The sequence below is a fragment of the Pseudomonas sp. GOM7 genome, from assembly GCF_026723825.1.
GTDB lineage: Bacteria > Pseudomonadota > Gammaproteobacteria > Pseudomonadales > Pseudomonadaceae > Aquipseudomonas.
Genome location: NZ_CP113519.1, coordinates 3,014,094 through 3,039,948, shown reverse-complemented (window position 1 = coordinate 3,039,948; position 25,855 = coordinate 3,014,094). Strand labels below are relative to the sequence as shown.

Annotated in this window: 30 protein-coding genes; 17 read left to right on the top strand and 13 right to left on the bottom strand. The window is 64.4% G+C overall.

Annotation, left to right across the window (positions count from 1 at the left end):
* Positions 1-17: 17 nt before the first annotated feature.
* From OU800_RS13330 to rloA3, 4 genes are all read left to right on the top strand, one after another.
* Positions 18-890: a substrate-binding periplasmic protein gene (locus OU800_RS13330; RefSeq protein ID WP_268184317.1), complete on the top strand. Its 873-nt coding sequence runs from the start codon at positions 18-20 to the stop codon at positions 888-890.
* A 21-nt stretch (positions 891-911) separates the two neighbouring features.
* A complete protein-coding gene (locus tag OU800_RS13325; RefSeq protein ID WP_268177764.1) occupies positions 912-1,661 on the top strand; it encodes a quinoprotein dehydrogenase-associated SoxYZ-like carrier in 750 nt (249 codons plus the stop codon).
* Positions 1,662-1,712: 51 nt separating this feature from the next.
* Positions 1,713-2,642: a quinoprotein relay system zinc metallohydrolase 1 gene (locus OU800_RS13320; protein ID WP_268177763.1), complete on the top strand. Its 930-nt coding sequence runs from the start codon at positions 1,713-1,715 to the stop codon at positions 2,640-2,642.
* A 183-nt stretch (positions 2,643-2,825) separates the two neighbouring features.
* Positions 2,826-3,353, top strand: coding sequence for a retropepsin-like aspartic peptidase RloA3 (gene rloA3, locus OU800_RS13315; RefSeq protein WP_442964781.1), 528 nt, complete (start codon positions 2,826-2,828; stop codon positions 3,351-3,353).
* 18 nt (positions 3,354-3,371) lie between these two features.
* Here the strand turns inward: rloA3 and OU800_RS13310 are convergent, their stop codons facing one another.
* Positions 3,372-4,226 (bottom strand): LysR substrate-binding domain-containing protein, encoded by an 855-nt coding sequence (locus tag OU800_RS13310; RefSeq protein WP_268177761.1) that lies wholly within the window; start codon positions 4,224-4,226, stop codon positions 3,372-3,374.
* A gap of 97 nt (positions 4,227-4,323) precedes the next feature.
* On the opposite strand from OU800_RS13310, the gene OU800_RS13305 reads away from it, so the two are divergent.
* The 4 genes from OU800_RS13305 to OU800_RS13290 are packed head-to-tail and all read left to right on the top strand — an operon-like array spanning position 4,324 to position 7,183.
* Positions 4,324-4,548 (top strand): DUF1127 domain-containing protein, encoded by a 225-nt coding sequence (locus OU800_RS13305; protein ID WP_268177760.1) that lies wholly within the window; start codon positions 4,324-4,326, stop codon positions 4,546-4,548.
* 16 nt (positions 4,549-4,564) lie between these two features.
* Positions 4,565-5,509 carry a DMT family transporter gene (locus tag OU800_RS13300; RefSeq protein WP_268177759.1) on the top strand — a complete coding sequence of 315 codons (945 nt, stop codon included), beginning with the start codon at positions 4,565-4,567 and terminating at the stop codon, positions 5,507-5,509.
* Positions 5,510-5,528: 19 nt separating this feature from the next.
* A complete protein-coding gene (locus tag OU800_RS13295) occupies positions 5,529-5,978 on the top strand; it encodes a DUF3291 domain-containing protein (protein ID WP_268177758.1) in 450 nt (149 codons plus the stop codon).
* An 11-nt stretch (positions 5,979-5,989) separates the two neighbouring features.
* Entirely contained in the window at positions 5,990-7,183 is a 1,194-nt protein-coding gene (locus tag OU800_RS13290; RefSeq protein ID WP_268177757.1) for a winged helix-turn-helix domain-containing protein, read from the top strand.
* On the opposite strand, the gene OU800_RS13285 is transcribed toward OU800_RS13290, so the two are convergent.
* The 3 genes from OU800_RS13285 to OU800_RS13275 form a co-directional block, all read right to left on the bottom strand.
* Positions 7,180-7,569: a lysozyme inhibitor LprI family protein gene (locus tag OU800_RS13285; protein WP_268177756.1), complete on the bottom strand. Its 390-nt coding sequence runs from the start codon at positions 7,567-7,569 to the stop codon at positions 7,180-7,182. The genes OU800_RS13290 and OU800_RS13285 overlap by 4 nt on opposite strands.
* Before the next feature lie 52 nt (positions 7,570-7,621).
* A complete protein-coding gene (locus OU800_RS13280; RefSeq protein WP_268177755.1) occupies positions 7,622-8,377 on the bottom strand; it encodes a M48 family metallopeptidase in 756 nt (251 codons plus the stop codon).
* Positions 8,378-8,540: 163 nt separating this feature from the next.
* On the bottom strand, positions 8,541-9,887 hold the full coding sequence (locus OU800_RS13275) for a class II 3-deoxy-7-phosphoheptulonate synthase (RefSeq protein WP_268177754.1): 1,347 nt from the start codon (positions 9,885-9,887) through the stop codon (positions 8,541-8,543).
* 157 nt (positions 9,888-10,044) lie between these two features.
* Between OU800_RS13275 and OU800_RS13270 the strand changes: the two genes are divergently transcribed.
* Positions 10,045-10,824: a spermidine synthase gene (locus OU800_RS13270; RefSeq protein ID WP_268177753.1), complete on the top strand. Its 780-nt coding sequence runs from the start codon at positions 10,045-10,047 to the stop codon at positions 10,822-10,824.
* A gap of 228 nt (positions 10,825-11,052) precedes the next feature.
* Positions 11,053-12,768 carry a DEAD/DEAH box helicase gene (locus OU800_RS13265; protein ID WP_268184315.1) on the top strand — a complete coding sequence of 572 codons (1,716 nt, stop codon included), beginning with the start codon at positions 11,053-11,055 and terminating at the stop codon, positions 12,766-12,768.
* Between the two features lie 88 nt (positions 12,769-12,856).
* Here OU800_RS13265 and OU800_RS13260 read toward each other — a convergent pair whose 3' ends face one another.
* Positions 12,857-13,258, bottom strand: coding sequence for a transcriptional regulator (locus OU800_RS13260; protein WP_268177752.1), 402 nt, complete (start codon positions 13,256-13,258; stop codon positions 12,857-12,859).
* Between the two features lie 85 nt (positions 13,259-13,343).
* Complete coding sequence (locus tag OU800_RS13255) at positions 13,344-14,111, bottom strand: DODA-type extradiol aromatic ring-opening family dioxygenase (protein ID WP_268177751.1); 768 nt, start codon at positions 14,109-14,111, stop codon at positions 13,344-13,346.
* 187 nt (positions 14,112-14,298) lie between these two features.
* On the opposite strand from OU800_RS13255, the gene OU800_RS13250 reads away from it, so the two are divergent.
* Positions 14,299-14,949: a thiopurine S-methyltransferase gene (locus OU800_RS13250; protein ID WP_268177750.1), complete on the top strand. Its 651-nt coding sequence runs from the start codon at positions 14,299-14,301 to the stop codon at positions 14,947-14,949.
* 798 nt (positions 14,950-15,747) lie between these two features.
* On the opposite strand, the gene htpX is transcribed toward OU800_RS13250, so the two are convergent.
* The 3 genes from htpX to OU800_RS13235 form a co-directional block, all read right to left on the bottom strand.
* Positions 15,748-16,620 (bottom strand): protease HtpX, encoded by an 873-nt coding sequence (gene htpX / locus OU800_RS13245; protein WP_268177748.1) that lies wholly within the window; start codon positions 16,618-16,620, stop codon positions 15,748-15,750.
* Between the two features lie 89 nt (positions 16,621-16,709).
* On the bottom strand, positions 16,710-17,162 hold the full coding sequence (locus OU800_RS13240; RefSeq protein WP_268177747.1) for a hypothetical protein: 453 nt from the start codon (positions 17,160-17,162) through the stop codon (positions 16,710-16,712).
* A gap of 6 nt (positions 17,163-17,168) precedes the next feature.
* Positions 17,169-18,380, bottom strand: coding sequence for a pyridoxal phosphate-dependent aminotransferase (locus OU800_RS13235; protein WP_268177746.1), 1,212 nt, complete (start codon positions 18,378-18,380; stop codon positions 17,169-17,171).
* A gap of 170 nt (positions 18,381-18,550) precedes the next feature.
* Between OU800_RS13235 and msrB the strand changes: the two genes are divergently transcribed.
* Positions 18,551-18,946 carry a peptide-methionine (R)-S-oxide reductase MsrB gene (gene msrB / locus OU800_RS13230; RefSeq protein ID WP_268177745.1) on the top strand — a complete coding sequence of 132 codons (396 nt, stop codon included), beginning with the start codon at positions 18,551-18,553 and terminating at the stop codon, positions 18,944-18,946.
* 45 nt (positions 18,947-18,991) lie between these two features.
* Here the strand turns inward: msrB and OU800_RS13225 are convergent, their stop codons facing one another.
* Positions 18,992-19,171 (bottom strand): PA1571 family protein, encoded by a 180-nt coding sequence (locus tag OU800_RS13225; RefSeq protein WP_268177744.1) that lies wholly within the window; start codon positions 19,169-19,171, stop codon positions 18,992-18,994.
* 144 nt (positions 19,172-19,315) lie between these two features.
* On the opposite strand from OU800_RS13225, the gene OU800_RS13220 reads away from it, so the two are divergent.
* From OU800_RS13220 to OU800_RS13200, 5 genes are read left to right on the top strand one after another with little or no spacing between them, the layout of a single operon-like run.
* The gene (locus OU800_RS13220) at positions 19,316-20,431 is read left to right on the top strand and encodes an ATP-NAD kinase family protein (protein WP_442964703.1); all 1,116 of its coding nucleotides are present in this window, start codon (positions 19,316-19,318) and stop codon (positions 20,429-20,431) included.
* Positions 20,432-20,440: 9 nt separating this feature from the next.
* Positions 20,441-21,031, top strand: coding sequence for a DUF1287 domain-containing protein (locus tag OU800_RS13215; RefSeq protein WP_268177743.1), 591 nt, complete (start codon positions 20,441-20,443; stop codon positions 21,029-21,031).
* Entirely contained in the window at positions 21,028-21,462 is a 435-nt protein-coding gene (locus tag OU800_RS13210) for a thiol-disulfide oxidoreductase DCC family protein (RefSeq protein WP_268177742.1), read from the top strand. Before OU800_RS13215 ends, OU800_RS13210 begins: the two co-directional genes overlap by 4 nt.
* Positions 21,455-21,862, top strand: a complete 408-nt coding sequence (locus OU800_RS13205; RefSeq protein ID WP_268177741.1) for a DoxX-like family protein — start codon at positions 21,455-21,457, stop codon at positions 21,860-21,862. Before OU800_RS13210 ends, OU800_RS13205 begins: the two co-directional genes overlap by 8 nt.
* 8 nt (positions 21,863-21,870) lie before the next feature.
* Positions 21,871-23,634, top strand: a complete 1,764-nt coding sequence (locus OU800_RS13200) for an ABC transporter transmembrane domain-containing protein (protein WP_268177740.1) — start codon at positions 21,871-21,873, stop codon at positions 23,632-23,634.
* On the opposite strand, the gene rhtA is transcribed toward OU800_RS13200, so the two are convergent.
* From rhtA to OU800_RS13185, 3 genes are all read right to left on the bottom strand, one after another.
* Entirely contained in the window at positions 23,635-24,486 is an 852-nt protein-coding gene (gene rhtA, locus OU800_RS13195) for a threonine/homoserine exporter RhtA (RefSeq protein ID WP_268177739.1), read from the bottom strand. It lies immediately after the preceding gene.
* 120 nt (positions 24,487-24,606) lie between these two features.
* A complete protein-coding gene (ppnP, locus tag OU800_RS13190; RefSeq protein WP_268177738.1) occupies positions 24,607-24,888 on the bottom strand; it encodes a pyrimidine/purine nucleoside phosphorylase in 282 nt (93 codons plus the stop codon).
* A 117-nt stretch (positions 24,889-25,005) separates the two neighbouring features.
* Complete coding sequence (locus tag OU800_RS13185) at positions 25,006-25,554, bottom strand: exonuclease domain-containing protein (protein WP_268177737.1); 549 nt, start codon at positions 25,552-25,554, stop codon at positions 25,006-25,008.
* Positions 25,555-25,855: the final 301 nt, after the last annotated feature.

Sequence of the window (25,855 nt, the reverse complement as noted above, 5' to 3'; positions counted from 1 at the left end):
TCACGATCTTCGCGGTCATTCGCCGCCTGATCCTGCTGAGCGGCCTGTTGCTGTGCCTGGGTAGCGCCCAGGCACAGGTGCGCGACTACGACCGCATCATGGAAGAGGGCGTGTTGCGCGTGGCGCTGTACCAGAACTTTCCGCCCTACAGCTTCGAGCAGGAGGGCCAGCCGCGTGGGGTCGACTACGAGCTGGCCAAGGCGCTGGCTGAAGGGTTAGGCCTAACGCTGCAGGTGATCTGGGCGCCGCCCGGCGAGAAGCTCGACGACGACCTGCGCGACTACATCTGGCGTGGCCGGGTCACCGCCCAGGGCGAGCTGGCCGACCTGATGCTGCGCGTGCCCTACGACCGTGACTACGCGCAGATGCGCAACGAACTGGGTGAGCTGGTCAACGAACGCGTGGTGATGTTCGGCCCCTATCAGCGCGAGCGCTGGCAACTGGCCTTCGACCGCCGTCGCCTGGCCGAGGTGCCGAGCATCAATGCCCTGCAGCAGCATCCCATTGGCGTCGAGGTGGACAGCGTGCCGTCGTTCTACCTCAGCTCCGCGATGGACGGCTTGCTGCGCTCGCAGGCTCGTCACTATCCGTCGCCGACCTTGGCCTGCGCTGCCATGCGTGCCGGTGAGGTGGACGCGGTGATGGCCCTGCGCGGCGAGGTGGACTGGCTGCTGCACGAGGCCAATGATCCGCAACTGGCGCTGGCCGAGAACGCCTACCCAGACATGGGCCGGCAGATCTGGGAAATCGGCATGGCGGTGCACGAGACCAATCGACAACTGGCCTATGCCCTGGAAGAACAACTGGAAAACCTGATTCTCGATGGTTCGCTGGAGCGCCTCTACGGGCAGTACGGTCTGCGCTTCGAGAAGCCCGAACAATACCAATAGGGCGCGAGCCGGAGGTGGGCGATGGATTGGCGTGGCCTGATAGTACTGGCGCTGTGCGTCTGGAGTTGGGAGACGCAGGCGGCGGAGCCCGATCCGGTGGCCTCGGTGATGTGGGACTACTACCACCAGCGCTTGCTCGATGGCGAACCCTTCGTCTTCGACGAGCTGGTACGCCTCGAGGTACCGCCCTTCGCCGAGGACGCGCGCCAGGTGCCGATCCAGATCGACGCCAGCGCCTATCGCGGCAAGGTCAGACGCATCCTCGCCTGGGCCGAGCTCAACCCCATCCCGCGTATTGTCGACTTCACCCCCAGCGCCGCGCTGGAGCCGACTTTGGCCATTCGCATCCGCGTCGAACAGGCCACGCCGATTCGTGCGGCGGTGCTCACCGAGGACGGCCTCTGGCATATCGGCTCGGCACGGGTGGAGGCGGCCGGCGGTGGCTGCACCGCGCCCAGTGTGGTGCGCGCCGAAGCCGGCTGGCAGGAGCGCCTGGGCCAGGTGCTGGGCAAGCGCTTCCAGCGCGGCGAGGACAGCCGCCTGCGCCTGCAGGTGTCGCACCCGATGGACAACGGCCTGGTCGGTGGCATCCCCGAGTTCTATATCGAACGGGCCGAGCTGCGCGATCCTGACGGCCAGGTGCTGGGGCGTCTGGAGCTGTTCCCGGCGGTCAGCGAGAACCCGACGCTGACCTTCGACCTGCGTGGCGACCAGCACGCCGAGCTGTGGCTGCGCGACAACAACGGCAACGAATTCCAGGCCGCGTTCTGAACGATGCGGCGTAGGGTGCGCTGCGCGCACCAGTCACCAAGGGTGCTCCCCATGCGCTGGATACTATTGATGACCTGCCTGCTCGCCAACCTGGCCCAGGCCCTCGATTACCACCTGCTACCCCGGCAGATCGCCGAAGGCGTCTGGCTGCTGGAAGGCAGCACCGACAATTTCGCCGCGGACAACGGCGGCAATATCGTCAATGTCGGCTTTATCGAAACCGCCGACGGCGTGGTGGTGATCGACACTGGCCCCTCGCGCCGCTATGGCGAGGCACTGCATCAGGCTATCGAAAAGGTCACCGGCAAGCCGGTGCTGCGTGTGCTGCTGACTCACCATCACCCCGATCACGTGCTGGGTAACCAGGCCTTCACCGACGTACCTATCGTCGCCTTGCCGGGCACCACGAAACGTCTAGCCGAGCAGGGCGATGCCATGGCGGAAAACATGTACCGCCTGGTGGGCGACTGGATGCGTGGTACCGAGGTGGTGTTGCCCACCGAAGAGGCGCAGGAGGGCGTGCTTGAGATCGGTGGTCGGCGCCTGCAGCTACTGGCGCTGAGCGGCCATACCGGCGCGGATCTGGCCATTCTCGACGAGCGCACAGGGGTGTTGTTCGCGGGCGACATCCTGTTCTACCAGCGCGCCCTGACCACGCCGAACACGCCGGGGCTGGACGTCTGGCTGGCCGACCTGGATCGCCTGCAAGCGCTGCCCTGGAAGCAGCTCGTGCCTGGTCACGGGCCACTGGCCAGGGACGCCGCGCCTTTCGTGCAGATGCGCGACTACCTGGGTTGGCTCGATGGCCTGCTGCGCCAGGGCGCGGAGCAGGGCGCCGAGATGAACGAGCTGATCCGCACGCCAATCCCCACGCGTTTCGCCCAGGTGAATCTGAGCCGCTACGAGCTGATCCGCAGCGTCAGCCATCTCTACCCGCGCTATGAGCGTCAGGCCATGAGCCGGGTGGATCGCGCCGAGTAACGAGCGTGGCCTTTTGGGCAGCGTGTAGGGCGTCCCGCTCCGCACTGAACTGAAATCTGACCCTGCCACTCTCAAGAGGGTGGTTCTACTTTGCTTGTGACAAGCGAGCAGGCCATTTGACGAAAAATTGACCTGCACCCGAGTAGGGTGGACTTTTCACAACCGAGGTAGCTGTCGATGGCCATGCCCCCTGTAACCGCTTCCGCTGTAGCGCTGATGCTGGCAATGATGTCTTCGCCAGCGGTGCACTCGAAGACGAACTCGCCATCTCCCCGCGTCTATGGGTGGGTAGAGGAGGGGCTGCTGTTGCCTGAAAGGGCTTCGCTGAAGATCAAGCTGGATACCGGCGCCCTGACGTCGTCGATGGATGCCAAGGATCTCGAGCGCTTCGAGAAGGATGGCGAGGACTGGGTGCGTTTCAATGTGGAAGCCAATGACAGCAAGAGCGGAAAAACGCTGAGCATTCCCTTCGAGCGGCGTGTCGAAAGGAACGTCAAGGTCAGGGGCGCCGGCGGTGCGGAAAGGCGCCCGGTGGTCAAATTGAAGATGTGCATTGGTGATCGCATCTACAACGAGGAGTTCTCGCTGAAGAATCGCGGCAAGATGATCTATCCGGTATTGATCGGCCGGCGCACGCTGGAGCACCTGGGCGCCGTTGATGTTTCCAGGACGTTCACCGTCGAGCCCAAGTGCTCGAGCGGCAAGTCTTAGGCTGTGCTGCCCCCTGCGCTAGAGCCTGAACCCCTCGACGATATGCTCGGCCAGGCACTCGGTCACTGGCGACTGGCTGCCTTGCTTGCGTAGCAGCACGATGCTGGTCAGCGGCAGCGTCGGCAGGCCCTCGGCTTCGCCGAGAATGCGCAGATCGGGGGTGATCAGGCTCTGCAGTTGCGCGGTCACTGCCAATCCTGCGCGCACCACGGCGAAGATCGCCGACAGGCTGGGGCTGGTATAGGCGATGCGGTAGGGGCGGCTCATCGCGTCCAGCGCATTGCACGCCCATTCGCGACAGAAACAGTCGGCATTGAACATCGCCAGCGGCATGGGCGTCTGCTCGTGCGGGGCGAAACCCTGCGCCACCGCCCAGGCAAAGCGCTCCTGGCGCAGTAGCTGGCCGATCTCCTTGCCCGGTTGGCGGGTGACGATGGTCAGATCCAGATCCTGGCGCTGCAGCAATTGCCCGGAGGGTTCGCAGTGCACCTCAACCTGCACCAGCGGGTAGGCCTGGGCGAAGCGCGAGAGAATCTCCGGCAGAAAGCGCATCACGTAATCGTCCGGTGTGCCGATGCGCACGGCGCCGACCATATGTGGCTCGCGCAGGGTGTTGAGCACCTCGCCATGCAGCTTGAGGATGCGTCGCGCATAACCCAGCAGCACCTGGCCTTCGGGCGTGAGCCGAACCTGGCGGCCGTCGCGCTCGAACAAGGGGCGCTGCACCACGTCTTCCTCCAATCGCTTCATCTGCATGCTGATCGCTGATTGGGTGCGGTTCACCGCATCGGCGGCGCGGGTGAAACCGCCGGTGTCGGCGATGGCGACGAAGCTGCGCAGCAATTCGGTATCAATGCTGGGATGGTAAGCCATTCATCAACTCTCGAGATGGATTGCATAAGAAACATTCGTTGGATTGATCATAAGCCCGGCGTGAGACTAGCGCCAACCCCACAGGGAGGGCGATGAGATGAAAGGTCAGAAAGGTTATGCGATGGCTTCGGCCATGCCGTCCGGGCGCTTGCCGAAGTTGCTCAATGTCTGGCGCGTGCTGCGTCGCTGGCAGCAACTGGCACGTGAGCGCCGTCAGTTGGCCGCGCTGGATATGGCGGCGCTGAAGGATCTGGGCTTGAGCCGCGCGGACGTGATACAGGAAAGCGAGCGGCCATTCTGGGATGATCCGCTGCGCAAATGAACCAAGGAGTGAAGTGATGACTGCGGTACGCAAGGGCGCCGACCTGTTTCTGTTCCAGTTGATGCTGTTGCTCTGTGCCATCTGGGGTAGCCAGCAGGTGGCGATCAAGCTGGCGGCCCCCGATATCGCGCCCATGCTGCAGGTGGCCCTGCGTTCGGGCATCGCCGCCTTGCTGGTCGGCCTGCTGCTGCTCTGGCAGCGCGGCTGGCAGGGCTGGGTGGGCTGTACCTGGCGCGCGGGCGTGTTGGCCGGGGTGCTGTTCGCGCTGGAGTTCTTCTTTATCGCCCTCGGCCTGCGCCATACCTCGGCCTCGCACATGGCGGTGTTTCTCTATACTGCGCCGATCTTCTCGGCGCTGGGCCTGCACCTGCTGCTACCCAGCGAACGCCTGCGGCGCCTGCAGTGGCTGGGCATCGCGTTGTGCTTCGGCGGCGTGGTGATGGCTTTCGGCGTCGGCGGCAACTGGGCCGGGATCGACCGCGGCATTCTGCTTGGCGATGCGCTGGCGCTGTGCGCGGGCATGGCCTGGGGCGCCACCACCGTGGTGGTGCGCGGCTCGCGGCTGTCCGAGGCGCCGGCCGGGCTGACCCTGTTCTACCAACTGGCAGTGGCTTTCGTCCTGCTGTTCGCTTATGCGCTGGCGGTGGTCGACCTCGGCCAGGTGCGCTGGAGCCCCGTGGCCATCGGCAGCATCCTGTTGCAGGGCGTGGTGGTGTCGTTCTTCACCTACCTGGCCTGGTTCTGGCTGCTGCGTCGCTACCTGGCCTCGAACATGGCGGTGTTCTCCTTCATGACCCCGCTGTTCGGAGTGACCTTCGGCGTGCTGGTGCTGGACGAGCCGCTGACCCTGAACTTCGTCATCGGCGCGGCGCTGGTACTCAGCGGCATTACCCTGGTCAGCAGCGAGGCCTGGCTGCGCCGACGCCTGGCCGGCTGGCGCGGTGTACCGCAGCAACCCTGATCCGCAAGGAGGCTGGAGATTGTCCACTTATCACTTGGCCCAACTGAATATTGCCTGGATGAAAGCGCCGCTGGAGTCGCCGGAGATGGCCGACTTCGTCGCCAATCTGGAACGTATCAATGCGCTGGCCGAAGCCGCGCCCGGCTATGTCTGGCGCCTGCAGGACGAGGCGGGGGATGCCACGGCCATCCGCCCCTTCGGTGAGGAAGTCTTGGTCAATATGTCGGTCTGGCAGGATGTGCAATCCCTCAGCGATTACGTCTACAAGTCGGCCCATACCGAGATGCTCAAGCGCCGCCGTGAATGGTTCGAGCGTGTCGAGCAGGCGCATCAGGTGCTGTGGTGGGTGCCGGCCGGGCATCGTCCGAGTGTAGTGGAGGCGGCCGAGCGTCTGGCTCATCTTCGCGAGCATGGTGCTACACAACAGGCCTTCAGCTTTCGCCATGCGTTCGCGGCGCCGGCCTGCTAGGCTGGTTCGCCATGACCCTCTCACTTTCCCTCGCCGAAGCCCGTCGCCTGGCCCTGGCAGCTCAGGGCTTCGGTCGTGTGCCGCGTGGCACCATCGCCCACAAGCAATTGCAGGCGCAGATCGAGCGTCTGGGCGTGCTGCAGATCGACTCGGTCAATGCTCTGGTGCGCTCGCATTACTTGCCGGCGTTCTCCCGCCTGGGCCATTACCAGGCGCAGCACCTTGATGAGCTGGCCTGGGGCCGTGCGCGGCGCCGACGCTTGTTCGAGTACTGGGGGCATGAAGCGTCTCTACTGCCGCTGGAACTCTACCCGCTGCTGCGCTGGCGCATGCGCCGAGCGGCGGACGGACAGGGCATCTATCCAGGCCTGGCGCGCTTCGGCGTGGAACGGCGCGATGTGATAGAAGCCGTGCTGCAGGCAGTGCGCGAGCGTGGCGCATTAGGCGCCGGCAGCCTCAGCACGCGCACGGAGAAGGCCGGGCCCTGGTGGGACTGGAGCGCGGAAAAGACGGCGCTGGAATGGCTGTTCGCTGCTGGCGAGGTGACGGTAGCGGGGCGGCGTGGCTTCGAGCGTTTGTACGACCTGCCGGAGCGGGTCATCCCGAACGAACTGCTGAACCACACCGACCTGGCCGAAGATGAAGCGCAGCGCCAACTCTTGTTGCGTTCGGCCGATGCCCTTGGCGTGGCCACCGAGAAGGATCTGCGCGACTACTACCGGCTCGAGGTCGGTGACAGCAAGCGGCGTATCGCCGAGCTGGTGGAAGCCGGCGAGCTATTGCCGGTAACGGTGCAAGGCTGGCGACAGACTGCCTACTGTCGTGGTGAGCCGCACATCCCACGGCGCGTGCGCCACAGCGCGTTACTGTCGCCCTTCGATTCTCTGATCTGGGAGCGCGAGCGTACCGAGCGGCTGTTCGGCTTCCGCTATCGCCTGGAGATCTACACCCCGCAGGCCAAGCGCGTGTATGGCTACTACGTGCTGCCATTTCTGCATCACGAACGCCTGCTGGCGCGAGTGGATCTGCGCAGCGAGCGCGCGGCCGGACGCCTGGCGGTGCATGCCGTGCATCTGGAAGAGGCGGTATTGAGTGAGGAGGCGCGCCAGGCGCTGAGCGATTCGCTGCAAGTGCTGGCGCATTGGCTGGGGCTGGATGAGGTGTGGTTGGCGCCGAGTGTTAGCCAGCGAGGGGTGTTCGGCTAGATGCCGTTATCCAGCAGGAATTGCAGTTCGTTGACGCGCTCGATATTCATCTTCATCGGGCAATAGTGATACATCGGTGAGCCGACACGGCGGCCCTGCAATTCACATTGGCCGTTGCGATAGATCAGCCAGGCCTTTTGCGCCGCTTCCAACTGCTGGGCATCTTCTTGCGCGCTTGCCTGGAACTTCAGGAAAAGCTGTTGATAGATGCGGTTCATCTCCTGCTTCGCCTTGTTCGATACGCCTTCCGCGCAGATTGCGACGACGGAGTTGTTGACCGTGCCATTGGCGTCCAGGCAGTCCTGGTATTGCTTGTCGTAATCGGCCCATGTGTTCAGCGGCAGGAGTGGCAGAGCGGCGATCAGATATTTGCTCAGCGTCGACATGACTGTCTCCCTGTGGGCTCAGGGGCCACGGCGCAGCCCCTGAGCCTTGCCCTTACTTGGCCGCCAGGCGATTGCGCATATTCTCGGCGCGCTCGGCGGAGCTTGGGTGCGAGTCGAACATGCTGCTCTCACCGCCACTGAGTTTGGCCAGTTTCTCGAAAGCACTGACCAGGCCTTCGCGGGGGATGTTGCGTTCGGTCAGCAGGTCGAAGGAGAAGTTGTCGGCCGCGCTTTCCTGGCTTTGCGAGAACTGCGCATTGACCAGTTGTTCGCCCAGTGCACCCAGTTGCGAGGATGACAGTGCGGCGACGGTGCCATTGCCCGAGGCAGCCGCGGCATTGCGTGCGGCAGAGGTGGCGTAGGCGGTCTGCATGGCCTTCTTGGTGTGGCCGAGGGCGACGTGGCCCATTTCGTGGCCCAGCACGCCTTCCACCTCGTTGTCGTTCATGGCGTCCATCAGGCCGCTGTAGACGCGCACGCAGCCGTTGGCCATGGCCCAGGCGTTGACCTCGTCATTGAGGTAGACCTTGTAGTTGACCGGCGTGCCATTGACCTGGTTGCCGAGGTTGGCGGCGATCTTGTTCAGGCGCTTGCCGTAGGAGGTGTCCGGGCCGGCGATGCTGTTGGAAGCATCCATTTGCGCGCAGGCCTTGTCGGACATGCTTTTGACTTCGGCATCGCTGAGGGTGGCGGCCTGCACTGCCATCATGCCCGATTGCAGCATGGCGTCGGGGGACATGTTTTGGCAGCCGCTCAGCAGTACGGCGCTGGAGAGGGCGAAAGCGGAGAGGGTGGTGCGCAGTTGCATGGGTCATCGTCCTTGTTGGAGGTGTTGGCCGCGAGTCCTTTCCGGCTGGTAGCGTCTTAGGCACCGGCTGGGGTGCTCGCGTAGGGGGTGGCATTATGCCGGATATCGCACGAAAGAAGTGCGAGGTGGTTCGCGCCCTGGCCGTTGGCCAGGGCGCGCTGAGTCAGCGGCGCACCTGTTTCAGCGTCTCGGCGATCATGAAGGCCAGTTCCAGGGACTGGTCGGCGTTCATGCGCGGGTCGCAGTGGGTGTGGTAGCGGTCGGACAGGCCGTCCTCGGTGATCGGTCGCGAGCCGCCGATGCACTCGGTGACGTTCTGCCCGGTCATCTCGATATGGATACCGCCGGCATATGTGCCTTCGGCCTGGTGCACGGCGAAGAACTGCCGCACCTCGGCGAGAATCTGCGCGAAGTCGCGGGTCTTGTAGCCGCTGCTGGCCTTGATGGTGTTGCCGTGCATGGGGTCGGAGCTCCACAGCACCTGGCGGCCTTCGCTCTGTACCTTGCGCAGCAGGCGCGGGAAGTGCGCTTCGACCTTGTCCGCGCCCATGCGCACGATCAGGTTGAGGCGACCCGGATCGTTGTCCGGGTTGAGCACGTCGATCAGACGGATCAGCTCGTCCGCATCCATGCTCGGGCCGACCTTGACGCCGATGGGGTTCTCGATGCCGCGCATGAACTCGACATGCGCACCATCGAGCTGGCGGGTGCGGTCACCGATCCACAGCATGTGTGCGGAACAGTCGTACCAGCGACCGCTGAGGCTGTCGCGACGGACGAAGGCTTGCTCGTAATTCAGCAGCAGTGCCTCGTGGGCGGTGAAGAAGCTGGTTTCGCGCAACTGTGGTGCGCTGTCCATGCCCACCGCGCGCATGAAGGCCAGGGTTTCGTCGATGCGGTCGGCGAGCTGGTGGTACTTCTCGGCCAGCGCCGAGTTGGCGATGAAGTCGAGGTTCCACTGATGCACCTGATGCAGGTCGGCGAAGCCGCCCTGGGCGAAGGCACGCAGCAGGTTGAGGCTGGCGGTGGCCTGATGATAGGCCTGCAGCAGGCGCTCGGGATCGGGCACGCGACTGGCGGCGTCGAAGCCGATGCCGTTGACGATATCGCCCCGGTAGGCGGGCAGGGTGACACCATCGAGGGTTTCGCTGCCGGACGAGCGCGGCTTGGCGAACTGGCCGGCCATGCGCCCGACCTTGACTACCGGGCAGCCGGCGGCGAAGGTCATGACGATGGCCATCTGCAGCAGCACCTTGAAGGTGTCGCGGATTTTCGCGGCGGAGAACTCGGCGAAGCTTTCGGCGCAGTCGCCGCCCTGGAGCAGGAAGGCGCGGCCCTGGGTGACTTCGGCGAACTGGCGGCGCAACTCGCGTGCTTCACCTGCGAACACCAGCGGCGGATAGCCGGCCAGGGTTCGTTCGACCTGTGCCAGGTGGGCAGCGTCGGGGTATTCGGGCTGTTGCTGGATGGGCTTGGCCCTCCAGCTTTCGGGGCTCCAGGCGTGCGACATGGTGCATCTCTAGCGGCTGATTGAGGCGCCGCGCATGGTAACCGATAAGGCGGCCGGCTCGCCGTGTAATTATCGCGTGACCATCGGCAGTGCTTGGCCGACAATCGCAGCGGTGACCCGGCCGCGTGGCTCAGGGACGACATTCAGGAGCAAGGACATGCCGGGATTGCCGCCGAGCGAAGAGATGCAGAAGCTGGACGAAGTCCTGCTGGCCGAAGTGCGCGATGCCTTCGGGGTGATCCGTGTGGTGCAGATCGGAGCCTATCGTTTCCTCGAATTCGGCGATGCCATCGAGCAGAGCTGCGTCTTTCCTGCCGACCCGACCTGGCTGGAGTACGACTACACCCGCGCCATGCTGCTCGGTGCCCTGGCTCATGAGAAGCCTGAGACCGCCCTGTTCCTCGGCCTGGGCGCGGGCAACCTGACTCAGGCCTGCCTGAAGTTCCTGCCTCTGGAAGATGTCGAGGCCATCGAGCTGCGCCCGGACGTGCCGCGCCTGGCCATGGAATTTCTCGGCCTCGACGACGACCCGCGACTGACCATCCGCATCGGCGACGCCATCGAGCTGTTGCCCAGCGCGGAAACCGCCGATCTGATCTTCCTCGACCTCTATACCGACCAGGGTCCGGGTGTTGGCCACCTGGCCTGGAATTTTCTCGAGCAGTGCCAGACCAAGCTCAACCCCGGCGGTTGGCTGATCATCAACCAGTGGGCCGGCAACGACGGCAAGCCTCTGGGCGCGGCGCTGCTGCGTGGCCTGTTCCATCGCCATTACTGGGAGTGCCCGGTGAAGGAGGGCAACGTGGTGATGCTGATTCCCGCCGACCTGGATCAGGAGCTGGATCTGGGTCTGCTGCAACTGCGTGCTGGCGAGATGGCGCCCCGGCTGGGCTATTCGTTGCAGCCATTGATCGATCTGCTGCGCCCGGCCAGTTAACGCAGCGACAGCAGCTTGGCGTCGGAAAAACCTGTCCCTCAGGCTAAAAAATCCTGTATGATCCGCGCCCGGCCAAAACGGCCTCGTCACTACTGCGAAGCCCCGCTTCGTTGCTGGTTCGCTGCGGCGAACTACTCTTGACGTTTCATCCATCGTTTTCGCAAATGCCCGTCTATCGGCTGCCAGGGTGACCCACAAGGTCCTACATGGCACGTGCAGCCTTTGTTCCTGGGTCTTTGCGGATGCACAGAGGCAGACCCCATGACCCAGGAAATCGGCGGCTTCGCCGCACTCGGACTTCACCCCAATATTCTCGCCGCTCTGACCGCCGTCGGTTACGAAGAGCCGTCGCCGATCCAGTCGCAGGCCATTCCGGTGATCCTCGCCGGCCATGACATGATCGGCCAGGCCCAGACCGGCACCGGCAAGACCGCCGCCTTTGCCCTGCCGCTGCTGTCGAAGATCGACCCGGCCAAGCGTGAGCCGCAGGTACTGATCCTCGCCCCGACTCGCGAGCTGGCTCTGCAGGTTGCCACCGCCTTCGAGACTTACTCCAAGCAAATGCCGGGTGTCAGCGTGGTTGCCGTTTACGGCGGCGCGCCGATGGGGCCGCAACTCAAGGCCATTCGCCAGGGTGCACAGGTCATCGTCGCCACGCCGGGTCGCCTGGTCGATCACCTGCGTCGTGATGAAAAAGTGCTGTCCACCATCCAGCACCTGGTGCTCGATGAGGCTGATGAGATGCTCAAGCTGGGCTTCATGGACGATCTGGAGATCATCTTCGAGGCCATGCCGGAAAGCCGCCAGAGCGTTTTGTTCTCCGCCACCCTGCCGCATTCGATCCGTGCCATCGCCGAGAAGCACCTGCGCGAGCCGCAACACATCAAGATCGCCGCCAAGACCCAGACCGTCTCGCGCATCGAGCAGGCGCACCTGATGATCCACGCCGATCAGAAGATCAACGCCGTGCTGCGCCTGCTGGAAGTGGAAGAGTTCGACGCGCTGATCGCCTTCGTGCGCACCAAGCAGGCCACCCTGGATCTGGCCGCCGCGCTGGAAGCCAAGGGCTACAAGGCTGCCGCACTGAACGGCGACATCGCGCAGAACCAGCGCGAGCGCGTGATCGACTCGCTCAAGGATGGCCGCCTGGACATCGTCGTCGCCACTGACGTGGCTGCCCGTGGTATCGACGTGCCGCGCATCACCCATGTGTTCAACGTCGACATGCCCTACGACCCGGAATCCTACGTGCACCGTATCGGCCGTACCGGCCGTGCCGGCCGCGAAGGCCGTGCGCTGCTGCTGGTGACCCCGCGTGAGCGGCGCATGCTGCAGGTGATCGAGCGCGTTACCGGGCAGAAGGTCGGCGAGGCCAAGCTGCCCAACCCGCAGCAGGTGCTCGATGCGCGCATCAAGAAGCTGACCAACAGCCTGGCGCCGCTGGTGGCCGAGGCCGAAGCCAGTCATGGCGATCTGCTCGACCGTCTGACCGCTGACATCGGCTGCAGCCCGCGTGCCTTGGCCGCTGCGCTGCTGAAGAAGGCCACCAACGGCCAAGCGCTCGATCTGGCTACCGTGGAGCGTGAGCAGCCGCTGGTGCCGGGTGTTGGCGGTGCGCCGCGTGAGCGTCGCGAGCGTGACGGTGAACGCGGTGGCGAGCGCGGTGAATACCGTGAGCGTCGTGCGCCGCTGCCGCTGGCCGAAGGTCGCGTGCGTTGCCGTACCGCCCTGGGCACTCGTGACGGCATCGCCGCGAAGAACCTGCTCGGCGCCATCCTCAACGAGGGCGGCCTGGCCCGCGAAGCCATCGGTCGCATCCAGATCCGTGAGACCTTCAGCCTGGTAGAGCTGCCGGAAGATGGCCTGGATCGCCTGCTCGGCAAGCTCAAGGACACTCGCGTCGCCGGCAAGGCCCTGAAGCTGCGCCGCTACCGCGAAGACTGAGGCATTACCCGGCGTAGCGCCGGGTCTGCTGCTTGCACAGAACGCCGCGCCCGGTTGACCGGGCGCGGCGTTTTTCATGGTGCGCCGTTTACTGCGTTTCGCCGAGGGTGGCCTCTTGGGCGAGGCGGTCGAACACCTCGGGTGTCAGCGCTGCTTCGCCAGCCTGGTCGAGCACTTCACGCGGTCGTTCGCTGCCGGGAATGCTGCTGTCGAGCAGGCTCAGGAGCTGCGCGCCGCGAGTGGTCAGGACGAAGTTCTCGCCGTTGCCGCCTTCACTTTCCGGGCGTGGTGCGATGAAGTCGCCTTTGAGCAGGCTGGCCTCGTAATGGGTTGCCTCCGCGCGGAAATGGTCGAGGTCGTCGACGCCTTTTCCGGCCTGGCTGAGCTCTTCGGCCAGCTCCTCGGCATAACGCCGTGGCGCGAAGGGCTGGCCGGCGGAGTTCTGTGCCTCGTGCAGCAGGCGTTCGATCAGATCCCAGTGAAAACTCATGTCGCTACCTCCGTATGCGCAGGGTCTATGGGTATCGACCCTGGCATTGCCGCAGAGGTTCGACCTGCTTGCAGTCTGACCTTGTTCAGCCGAAACGGTAGATATCCATGCCCAGCGCGCCGTGGGTGAAGCCGCTGTGCTCGATGGCGAAGGCACCACCAGCCGCACGGGCGAAGAACAGCGGCAGCAGATGCTCGTCGCTCGGATGGTTGCGCACCGCCTCCGGTGCCCGTTGCCGGTAGTCATGCAGTGCCTGCTCGTCGTTCGCAGCGAGCTGTTGCACCATCCATTGGCGAAACGCCTTGGCCCAGGGCGTGCCCTCGTCCGGCCCGGCGTGCCAGTCCAGCTCGCGCAGGTTGTGGGTGATGCTGCCGGAGCCGATCAACAGGATGTCGCGTTCGCGCAGGCTGGTCAGGGCCTGCCCGATGCGCGTCTGCAGCGCCGGTCCATGGCGGCTGGGCAGGGAGAGCTGGATCACTGGGATGTCGGCCGCCGGATACATCAGCGACAGCGGTACCCAGACACCGTGATCGAATGGGCGCTGTGGGTCGAGGGCGGCGCTGAGGCCGGCCACGCCGAGCAGCTCGGCCACTTCGCCAGCGAGCTCGGGAGCGCCTGGGGCCGGGTAACGCAGCGCGTACAAGGCGGGCGGGAAGCCGTAGAAGTCATGCCAGGTTTGCGGCTGGGCAGCGCCGGTGAGCAGCAGTTGCTCGCTCTCCCAATGCGCGGACACCACCAGGATGGCGCGCGGACGCGGCAATTCGGCGGCCAGGCGTGCCAGTGCCGTACCGCTGGCACCGGAATCCAGCGCCAGCATGGGGGAGCCGTGAGAGATGAAGAGCGCAGGTAACATGGAAACCTCCGTGACGAGGCTTCATTCTCGCCGAGCTATCTATCGATGAATAACGCATATTCTGCGCTATTCTTATCGGCTGTTTCGATGCTTTTGGTCGGCGCCTGCGGGCGTCGTCTGTTAGGGTTTCCCCGGCGAGGCGTCTGGGCGTTACCGTTGTGAATGTTCATCCATTTGAGAGGGAAAGATGCACGAAGCTTTCTGGCAGGAGCGCTGGGCGCGCGATCAGATTGGCTTTCACCAGGCCCAGGTCAATCCCTATCTGCAGCGCCATTGGCCCAACCTGGGCGTAAAGAGCAGCGCGAAAGTGCTGGTGCCGCTGTGCGGCAAGAGTCTCGACCTGGCCTGGTTGGCTGGGCAGGGGCATGCGGTGCTGGGGGTAGAGCTGGCGCAGAAGGCCGTTTGCGAGTTCTTCGCCGAGCACGGCTTGCAGCCCCAGATAGAGGTTCATGGCGCATTCGAGCGTTACCGTGCCGCCGATATCGAACTCTGGTGCGGCGATTTCTTCGCCCTGAGTGCTGAGGATGTGCTCGACTGCCAGGCCTTTTATGATCGTGCCGCACTGATCGCCTTGCCGGCGGCCATGCGTGAACGCTATGTGGCGCATCTGCGAGCGATTCTGCCGGAGGGCTGCCAGGGCCTGCTGGTGACCCTGGACTACGAGCAGTCACGCATGGACGGCCCGCCGTTCTCGGTCGGCGATGCTGAGGTGCGCGAGCATTTCTCGGGGCGCTGGGTGGTCGACGAGTTGCAGCGTGAGGATGTGTTGGCGGGGAACTGGAAGTTCATTCGCCATGATCTCAAGGCGTTGGATGAGGTGGTCTACCATCTGCGGTGAAAAGGTTCTGTGTGAGATGCTCACACTGGACTGGCAGAATTGTGTGAGTGAGTTTTGATTTTCGATGCTCAGGTTGCTTATCGGCGTTCTGCTGATGTCTCCCGTTTCGCCCCCCGGCGACCTTCTTTTGTCAAACGCCACAAAAGAAGGCAAAAAGGCTTGGCCCCGCCATCCGGCCCCGGCTGCGCCGGGGTTCGTTCGCTCCATCGCTGCTCCGAGGGTCGGCTTACAAGGGCCATCCCTGGCCCTTTAAGCCTCTCGCGGCATCCATGCCGCTCGCCCCTCTGCGCAACGATTCCACTCACCCTCCTGAAGGGGCCATTCGCGCGCCTGAACGAACCGGCATTCCAAGGTACGCCCGGCGTGTTCTGGTAGCTGTGAAGGCGCGATGTGGCTGTCGAGTTAAACCAAAACTTTCATTCGCCTAGTTTCATTCTTGCGGCTGTTGTTTTGGTCAGCCCTAAGGCTGACCCATGTTCAAGCACTCCATGCTACTTCTGGGTTACCTCGGGTTCAGGCGCGTGCAGAGCCCGCCCAGGAGGGCGAGCGAAGCGAGTAACGAACCCTCGCGCAGCAGGGCGGGGGCGCCTAGCTCGGATGATCGGGCGGAGGGTTTGCTTACTTTTGCCCCACAAAAGTGACTCGCCCGGGAGGGCGAAACCAAAAATATCAGCAAAAACGCGGCAATCCGGAACAGGCCGTATTGCCAGTCCGGTATCAACCAAGCATTCCCCAGAAATCCGAAGAACCATGAAAAAGGGCGACCCGAGGGTCGCCCTGTGCGTAGCGAGAGAGGTATCAGCCGCGGCGGCGCAGCGCCTCGATGCGGTCTTCCAGCGGCGGGTGGCTCATCAGCAGGCCGGCCAGGCCGTTCTTCAGGTTGCCGTTGATGCCGAAGGCAGCCAGGCTGTCGGGCATCTGCACCGGCACGCCCTGTTCAGCGCGCAGGCGCTGCAGGGCGGCGATCATCGCGCCAGTGCCGGCCAGGCGGGCGCCGGCCTCGTCAGCCTTGTACTCACGTTTGCGCGAGAACCACATGACGATGATGCTGGCCAGGATACCCAGCACCAGCTCGGCGAAGATGGTCGCGACGAAGTAGCCAATGCCATGGCCTTCCTCGTTCTTGAGGATGGCCTTGTCGACGAAGTTGCCGAAGATGCGCGCGAAGAACATCACGAAGGTGTTCACCACGCCCTGGATCAGCGCCAGAGTGACCATGTCGCCGTTGGCCACGTGGCCGATCTCGTGGGCCAGCACCGCACGTACTTCATCGGGCGAGAAGCGCTCCAGCAGGCCCTGACTTACGGCCACCAGGGCGTCGTTCTTGTTCCAGCCGGTGGCGAAGGCGTTGGACTCGTAGGCCGGGAAGATACCGACCTCCGGCATCTTGATGCCGGCTTCGCGCGACAGTTCTTCGACGGTCTGCAGCAGCCACTGTTCGTGGCGGGTGCGTGGCTGGGTGATGATCTGGGTGCCGGTGCTCATCTTCGCCATCCACTTGGAGAGGAACAGCGATACCAGCGAACCGGCGAAACCGAACACGGCGCAGAAGATCAGCAGGCTGCCATGGTTCTGGCCAGTGAAGCGGTCGACCCCCAGCAGTTTGAGGGTGATGCTGGCTATGATCAGCACCGCCAGGTTGGTGGCCAGGAACAACATAATGCGCATCATGGTGTGAACGGACTCCTCACGGGAAAAGACGTACGAGCGATGCGGGCTATATAAGGGCGCACCCCTTGGGCTTTCAACTGGCGACTATTTCAAACTATGTCGCTTGCCTTGCCCGCTTGGCTTTCGAACAACAGACGGGTGAGACGGGCGATTCGTTCCCCATGCTGTTGTGCCAGGGCTTCACGCAGTTGAAAGGCCAGGGTGGCATGCACCCGGCGCACGCTCGGCGGCAGTGCTTCGCCTTCACGCAGGGCGTGAGGAATGCCCCGTGACAGGCGCAGGAAGCCCTTTTCGCTGAGTACCGCCTGATCCAGTGCGTCATAGGCGATGGTCGACTCGTAGCGCAGGTAGCCTTCCTCGGCCAGCCACAGCAGGGCACCCAGGCAGGCCTGGTGGCGCTTGCTGGGCAGGCCGAATTCGTCAGGCTCCTCGCGGCCGATCAGGTCTTCCACGTACAGCGCCATCTTGCGCGGGAAGGCCTGATAGAGCATGAGCAGGCCGCTGGCCGCATCCTTGTAGAAGTCGTCGATCTGCAGATCCATGTCGGCTTACTGGCTGTAACCCTTGAGGAAGTTGCCGATACGGCCGATGGCCTGCTCCAGGTCGTCGACGCGGGGCAGGGTGACCACGCGGAAGTGATCCGGCCAGGGCCAGTTGAAGGCGGTGCCCTGGACGATCAGCAGTTTCTCCGACAGCAGCAGGTCGAGGACGAACTTCTCGTCGTTGTGGATCGGGCAGACCTTCGGGTCGATCTTCGGGAAGGCGTAGAGCGCGCCCATGGGTTTGACGCAACTGACCCCCGGAATGTCGTTGAGCAGTTCCCAGGCGCGGTTACGCTGCTCCAGCAGGCGGCCGTTGGGCAGCACCAGGTCATTGATGCTCTGGTAGCCGCCGAGGGCGGTCTGGATCGCGTGCTGGCTCGGCACGTTGGCGCACAGGCGCATGTTGGCCAGGATGTCCAGGCCTTCGATATAGCTCTGCGCCTTGTGCTTGGGCCCGGAGATGGCCACCCAGCCGGAGCGGAAACCGGCCACGCGGTAGCTCTTGGACAGGCCGTTGAAGGTCAGGCAGAGCACGTCCGGGGCCAGTGACGCGGTGCTGATGTGCACGGCTTCGTCGTAGAGGATCTTGTCGTAGATCTCGTCGGAGAAGATCACCAGGTTGTGCTGGCGCGCCAGTTCGACGATGTCCTGTAGCACTTCCTTCGAGTACACCGCACCGGTGGGGTTGTTCGGGTTGATCAGCACCAGCGCCTTGGTGTTCGGCGTGATCTTGGCGCGCATGTCGGCGATGTCGGGGAACCAGCCGGCCTGCTCGTCGCACAGGTAGTGCACCGGCTTGCCACCGGAGAGCGCCACGGCGGCGGTCCACAGCGGGTAGTCCGGAGCCGGGATCAGCACCTCGTCACCATTGTTGAGCAGCGCCTGCATGGCCATGACGATCAGCTCGGACACGCCATTGCCCAGGTAGATGTCCTCGATGCCGACGCCTTCAACCTGCTTCTGCTGGTAGTACTGCATCACCGCCTTGCGCGCGCTGAACAGTCCCTTGGAGTCGCTGTAGCCCTGGGCGGTGGGCAGGTTGCGGATGACGTCCTGAAGGATTTCCTCGGGCGCCTCGAAACCGAACGGCGCCGGATTGCCGATATTCAGCTTGAGGATGCGGTGGCCTTCCTCTTCCAGACGCTTGGCGTGCTTGAGCACCGGCCCGCGAATGTCGTAGCAGACGTTGGCGAGCTTGTTCGATTTGCTGACCTGCATGTGAGAAATCCCGATCGATGGAGAGCCCGCTGAATCACGCTGCAAAAAGTATCGCCGGGGCGAGCCTTGGCAGCGTGCAGGACGGGTGACAGACTGCGCACGAATGATACGTTGCAGCCTGACCCTGGCAAAGGTTTCGGTCGGGCTTTTTTACGAGGAGGAAGCCGTCCGTGGACAAGCTCGATAAACCCCTGGATGCCTGGCGAGATGAGCTGTCGGATGAACAGTTCCACGTCTGCCGCCTGGGCGGCACGGAGCGCCCCTTCACCGGGCAGTACCACGACAGCAAGGTGCCGGGTGTCTATCACTGCGCCTGCTGCGGTGAAGCACTGTTCGATTCCGACGCCAAGTACGACTCCGGCAGCGGCTGGCCGAGCTATTTCCAGCCGGTCAGCGACGGGGTGATCCGCGAGCTGGATGATTTCAGCCACGGCATGCACCGTGTCGAGGTGAAATGCGCCAAGTGCGATGCCCATCTGGGCCATGTGTTTCCCGATGGGCCACGCCCGACCGGGCTGCGCTATTGCATCAACTCCGTCTCGCTCAAGTTGGTGCCGCGCGAGTAGGCAGGAAAAAGGGCTGCCGGGCGCGGCAGCCCTGGAAGGTGATGTTCAGCGTTTCTGTGGGCGACCTTGCAGGCTCTGCTCCAGCGACTGGCAGGCACGCTGGATCATCTCTTCGGTGATCGGTACTTCGCGGCCCTGCGCATCGATGATGAAGCCGCCCACCGGCGTCGGCAGCGGACGGTTGTTCGAGTGTTGCGGCTGATTGGCAGTGTTGTGCAAGCTCATGGCCTGTCTCCTCATCGGTTCTGCGCGCAGTCTAGTGGCGCCGGATGAACGTGCGGTGACAGTGGTGTACGGAAAACCGTCACTCTGGCAGCGCGCAACGGGTACAAGCAGGCGGCATGCCAGCCTGTGAGCAACGAGGAATACATGTCGCGTTTTCGTATAGGTCTGATCATCAACCCGCTGGCAGGTCTGGGTGGCCCGGCTGCCCTCAAGGGCAGCGACGGCGTGGCCGAGCAGGCACTGGCCCTGGGTATCGAGCCCAAGGCCGCGCAGCGCACGCGCACGGCGCTGGAACAACTGCTGGCGCTGCGCGAGCGCATCGAGTTCGTCAGCTACCCGGGCGCCATGGGGGGCGATCTTCTGGCGCAGATGGGCTTCGAGCATCGCCTGCTGGGGGAGTTGGGCGAGGGCGCGAGCACTGCTGACGATACCCGACGCGCCGTGCAGCAATTGCAGGATGCCGGTGTGGCGCTGATCCTCTTCGCCGGTGGCGATGGCACCGCTCGGGATGTGTGTGCCGTGGTCAGGGAAGGGCAGCCGGTGCTGGGCATTCCGGCCGGGGTGAAGATCCAGTCCGGTGTCTATGCCATCAGCCCGCGGGCAGCAGGTGAACTGACCGCGCGCCTGGTCGAGGGCGGTCTGGTGCGTCTGGCCAGCGGCGAGGTGCGTGATATAGACGAAGCTGCCCTGCGCGAGGGGCGCGTGACCGCGCGTTGGTATGGCGAGCTGTGCGTGCCGCAGGAGGGCGGTTACGTGCAGGCGGTCAAGCAGGGCGGTATGGAGTCCGAGGAGCTGGTGCTGGCCGATCTGGCCGCCTGGCTGGAGAGCGAATGGGAGCCGGGCACGCGCTATGTGTTCGGGCCCGGCTCGACCTTGCACGGTCTGGCGCAGAACCTGGGGCTGGACACCGCCTTGCTCGGCGTGGATGTGATCGAGGATGGCCAGGTGATCGCCTGCGACGTCAACGAAGCCGAGCTGTTTGCCCTGGTGGAGGGGTGGCCGAGTTATCTGCTGGTGACCGCGATTGGCGGTCAGGGCCATATCATCGGCCGTGGCAACCAGCAGATCAGCCCGCGCGTGCTGCGCGCCGTCGGCCTGGAGCGCCTGCGCGTGGTCGCCACTAAGCGCAAGCTGGCGACGCTGGAGGGCAGGCCGTTGCTGGTGGACAGCGGCGACGTGACCCTGGACGATGCCTTTCCCGATGCCGTGCGGGTCTGGGCAGGTTACAAGGAAGAGTTGCTCTACCCCCTGAGTCGATAGGAGATCGCAATGCGCATGCTGGTCGTACTGCTGGCCTGGGCGCTGGCCCTGGCTGCGCAGGCCATCGAGGCTGACAGGCTGGTGCTGGATGCGCGCAAGCAGGTCGGCGTGACCCTGAGCTATGACCCGGCCTACCGCCAGTTGAACTATCCGGGCGGCGACGTGCCCCTGGCCACCGGCGTGTGCACCGACGTGGTGATCCGCGCGCTGCGCCAGCAGGGGCTTGACCTGCAGGAGGCAGTGCATCGCGACATGCGCGGCAATTTTGCCGTCTACCCGAGAAACTGGGGCCTGAGCCGGCCGGACAGCAATATCGACCACCGTCGCGTGCCCAACTTGATGACCTGGTTCAAGCGTCAGGGCTGGTCGCTGCCGGTCAGTCAGGATCCTGCGGCTTACCAGGCTGGCGATATCGTCACCTGGGATCTGGGGCGCGGCCTGACTCATATCGGCATCGTCAGTGATCGTCAGGCGTCAAATGGTGCGCCGCTGATCCTGCATAACATCGGCCGCGGCACGCAGGAGGAAGACATCCTCTTCACCTACCGCATCACTGGCCAATACCGCCCGCAGGCGCAACAGGCGAGTGCCCTACGATGACGGAGCCATCGCTACCACCCGGCTTGTCGGCAGGCGAGCGCGTCGTGCTGTTCGACGGCGTCTGCAAGCTGTGCAATGGCTGGGCGAAGTTCCTTATCCGCCACGACCCTGCGCGGCAGTTTCGCCTGGCGTCCGTGCAGTCCGCCCAAGGGCAGGCGTTGCTGGCCTGGTACGGTTTACCGACCGATCACTTCGACACCATGGCGTTGATCGACGAGCAGGGCCTGCATCTGCGCTCGACCGCGTTGCTGCGCATTCTTGCGCGCTTGCCCCGGCCTTGGCGGGTGTTGGCCTGGCTGCGTCTAGTTCCGCGCTCGCTGCGCGACTGGTGCTATGAGCGTATTGCCCTGAACCGCTACCACCTGTTCGGCCGCCATGAGGTCTGCCTGCTGCCCAGCGCCGACCACGCCGAGCGCTTTCTGCATGACTGAGCAGCGCCTGGTACGGATTGCCTGGCTCGCTCGCCTGGCGCTGGCAGCGGTATTCCTCTGGCATGGCCTGGTGCCGAAGATCCTCTGGCTCAGCCCTGACGAAGTGGCGATGATTGGCGCCCATGGCTTGCCGGATCATCCCTGGTTCGCGCCAGGGCTGATCGCCGCTGTCGGGGGCACTGCCGAGATCCTGCTGGGTATCGCCCTGCTGACGGTACGCCGCCAGCGCTGGCCGTTGCTGGTCGCGGGCTTGATATTGCTGGTGCTGCTGCTTGATGTCGCGCTATTGAGTCCCCATCTGTTGCTTCAGGCGTTCAATCCGCTTTCCACCAACCTGGCTGCCCTGGCGCTGTGCGCCGTGGCCTGGCTGGCGGAAGCCCCCTCGACTGCTGACTCCTGAGACCTGCCATGACATCGATGCTTTCTTCCCGCCAGCGCGGCGCCATACGCCTGGCTTGGCGTTTCATCGCGCCCTATCGCGGGCGGGTGTTGGGCGCAATGCTGGCGCTGATGTTCACGGCGGCCATTACTCTGTCCATGGGCCAGGGCATCAAGTTGCTGGTGGATCAGGGCCTGGCCACGCAGTCGCCGGCGGCGCTGCGCCACTCCCTGGGGCTGTTCTTCGTGCTGGTGCTGGCACTGGCGGCGGGCACCTATATGCGCTTCTACCTGGTGTCCTGGATCGGCGAGCGGGTGGTGGCCGATATCCGCCGGCGCGTGTTCGATCATTTGATCGAGCTGCATCCAGGCTTCTACGAAAGCAACCGCAGTTCGGAAATCCAGTCGCGGCTGACCGCCGACACCACCTTGCTGCAGTCGGTGATCGGCTCGTCGCTGTCGATGGCGCTGCGTAATCTGATCATGCTCATCGGCGGCAGCGTGCTGCTGGTGGTGACCAATCCCAAGCTCAGCGGCATCGTGCTGCTGGCCTTGCCGCTGGTGGTGGCGCCAATCCTGCTGTTCGGCCGCCGTGTGCGCGCGCTGTCGCGGCAGAGCCAGGATCGCGTGGCCGATGTCGGCAGCTATGTCGGCGAGGTGCTCGGGCAGATCAAGACGGTGCAGGCCTACAACCACCAGGACGAGGACAAGCGTCGTTTCGCCACGTCCGTCGAGGCGGCGTTCGAGGTGGCGCGCAAGCGCATCGCCCAGCGCTCCTGGCTGATCACCGTGGTCATCGTGCTGGTGCTCGGGGCGGTGGGGGTGATGCTCTGGGTCGGTGGCATGGATGTGATCGCCGGGCGCATTTCCGGTGGCGAACTGGCGGCCTTCGTCTTCTACGCCCTGATCGTCGGCTCGTCCTTCGGCACCCTCAGTGAGGTGATCGGCGAGCTGCAGCGCGCCGCAGGCGCCGCCGAGCGCATCGCCGAGCTGTTGCGTGCCGGCAATGCCATAGTCGCGCCGCAGCAGCCGCAACCGCTGCCGCAGCCGGTGCAGGGACGCATCGAGTTGCAGGGTGTGCGCTTCGCCTATCCGTCGCGCTCGGACAGCTACGCCATCGATGGCATCGACCTGCAGGTGGCGGCGGGTGAAACCCTGGCGCTGGTGGGGCCGTCCGGGGCTGGCAAGTCGACACTGTTCGACCTGCTGCTGCGCTTCTTCGACCCACAGGCCGGGCGCATTCTGGTGGACGGCGTGGCCATCGATCAGCTCGATCCCGATGCGCTGCGTAGCTGCTTCGCCCTGGTGTCGCAGAATCCGGCGCTGTTCTTCGGTTCGGTCGAGGACAATATCCGCTATGGCCGCCTCGATGCCAGCCAGGCGGAGGTGGAGGCCGCTGCTAGAGCGGCACACGCCCATGAGTTCATCCAGCGCCTGCCGCAGGGTTATCAGACCCACCTGGGCGAGGCTGGCCTGGGGCTTTCCGGTGGGCAGCGTCAACGCCTGGCAATTGCCCGCGCGTTGCTCGCCGATGCGCCGATCCTGCTGCTCGACGAAGCCACCAGTGCGTTGGATGCCGAGAGCGAGCACCTGATCCAGCAGGCACTGCCGTCGCTGATGGCCGGGCGCACCACGCTGGTGATCGCCCACCGTCTGGCCACGATCAAGCAGGCGGATCGTATCGCGGTGATCGAACAGGGACGTCTGGCGGCCATTGGCACTCATGCCGAGCTGATCGAGAGCAGCCCGCTGTATGCGCGCCTGGCCGAGCTGCAGTTCGGCCAGAATGCCTGATCAGCGCTGGGGGCGGATGGTGGCGGCGGCGCCGGCCGAGGCGAGGATGATGGCGCCGACGGCCAGCCACTGACCCCAGAGCAGCTTCTCGCCGAGAAACGCCAGGCCGCAGAGGGCGGCGATGGCGGGCTCCATACTCATCAGGACGCTGAAGGTGCGCGCTGGCAGGCGGGTCAATGCGACCATTTCCAGGCTATAGGGCAGGGCAGAGGAAAGCACCGCCACGCCCAGGGCGATGGGTAGCAGATCGACGTTGAGCAGGTCGCTGCCGACACGCCAGGCGCCGATGGGCAGCACCAGCAGCACCGCGACCCAGGTGCCCAGGGCGACGGTATGCCGGCCATGTTGGGCGCCGGCTTTCTGCCCAAAGACGATGTACAGCGACCAGCACGCACCGGCGGCCAGGGCCAGCGCTGCGCCCAGCGGGTCGATGGCGCTCTGCGTGGCGCCGGTCGGCAACAGAATCCACAGGCCGACGATGGCCAGGATCACCCAGACGAAATCCAGCGGGCGACGTGAGGAAAACAGCGCCAGGGCCAGTGGCCCGGTGAATTCCAGGGCCACGGCGATGCCCAGTGGAATGCGCTGCAGCGACATGTAGAACAGCAGGTTCATGCCGCCCAGCGCCAGGCCATAGGCGAACAGGGCCTGGCATTTGCGCAGATCCAGCTTGGCCCGCCAGGGCTGCATCACCAGCGACAGAATGATCGCGCCGAGCACCAGGCGCAGGGTCGTGGTGCCTTCGGCGCCCACCAGGGGGAACAGATGCTTGGCCAGGGAGGCGCCGCTCTGGATCGAGACCATGGCCACCACCAGCAGGGCGATAGGGGCGAAGAGGGCGGTGCGGGGCATGGAGGCTGTCCTTGGCGGGTCAATGGGTGTCAGAAGTAGGGTGCGCCGCGCGCACCGAAACTGTAATGCTGATAAGAAAAAACCGGCCGCTGGGGCCGGTTCTTCGTGGCGCCCTATGACTTAGCGGTATTCGCAGAGATAGGCGGTGTCCACGGCCACCTTCAGCTGGAACTTGCTGTTGGCCGGTACGGTGAACTGGCTGCCAGCGGCGAAGGTGTCCCAGCTCTCGCTGCCCGGCAGCTTGACGGTCAGGGCACCGGCGACGACGTGCATGACTTCCAGTTGGCTGGTGCCGAATTCGTATTCACCCGGCGCCATCACACCGATGGTGGCAGGGCCTTCAGCCATGGTGAAGCCGATGGATTTGACGGTGCCGTCGAAGTACTCGTTGACCTTGAACATCTGCGATTCCTCGGAAAGGGGGCGAAAGGGGCCAGGCAATCGACAGCAGCGCTGACGCACCGCTCGCCGCTGGGCTGAAAAGGCCCGACAGTATGCCCAAGCGCTCTGGTGTCGTCATCACCCTTTGATGGGCAGTACCAGAGGCAGCAGGCGCGCCGTGTTGCGGGCATCCATCAAGGCGCGGTGCTGTTGCCCCTGAAACTGCAGGCCGGACAATTGCAGGGCCTGGTTCAGGCCGACCTGGCGTGACAGTTGCCGGGCCTTGGCGAACGCCTGCTTGAGGTTCAGGTGCGGCGTGGCGCTGAGCAGGCTGTGAAGCCCATGTTGTTGCCACTCGTGCAGCAATTGCCGGCGATCGTAGTCGCCCCAGCTCCCCCAGCCAGCCAGGCGTGGCGCATGCTGGCCGAGCCAGCGCTCGAATTGCGCCCAGACCTGCGGCAGCGAGGTGGCGGCATCGATGTCGCTCTGGTTGATATGGGTGAGCTGACGGCAGAAATCGGTCAGGCAGGGCCGGCGCTGTGGACGCACGAAACGCTGGAAATGGTCGCATTCGTGGCCAGCGGCGGTTACCAGGCTGGCACCGATCTCGATGATCTCCATTTCTTCCAGTGGCCAGCCACCCTCATCGGTGGTGGCTTCCAGGTCGATGACCAGCCAGTGTCCCATTGGCGCTCCTTAGCGGTTTGGGGCGTGCGTCGCGGTACGCCAGTATGGAAAAGCTTTCTACTACCGGCAAACGGCGTATGGGCTCTGGCGTCTGTGTATCAGAGGGACATTCGTGGCGAAGGTTGCATGCCCTTTGGGCGTAATGATCCATCCGATGGCTGACCAGCGATCGCTGAAGACTCTGAGCGGTTCGTGTGGAGTGCCTGCAACGCGATTTTGAAGCGGCAACGCGTACAGCAAATCTCCCATCGGGCTTCGGCAGGCGCTACTATCGCCGCCGTCGATCTGGTCTGCCGAGGAG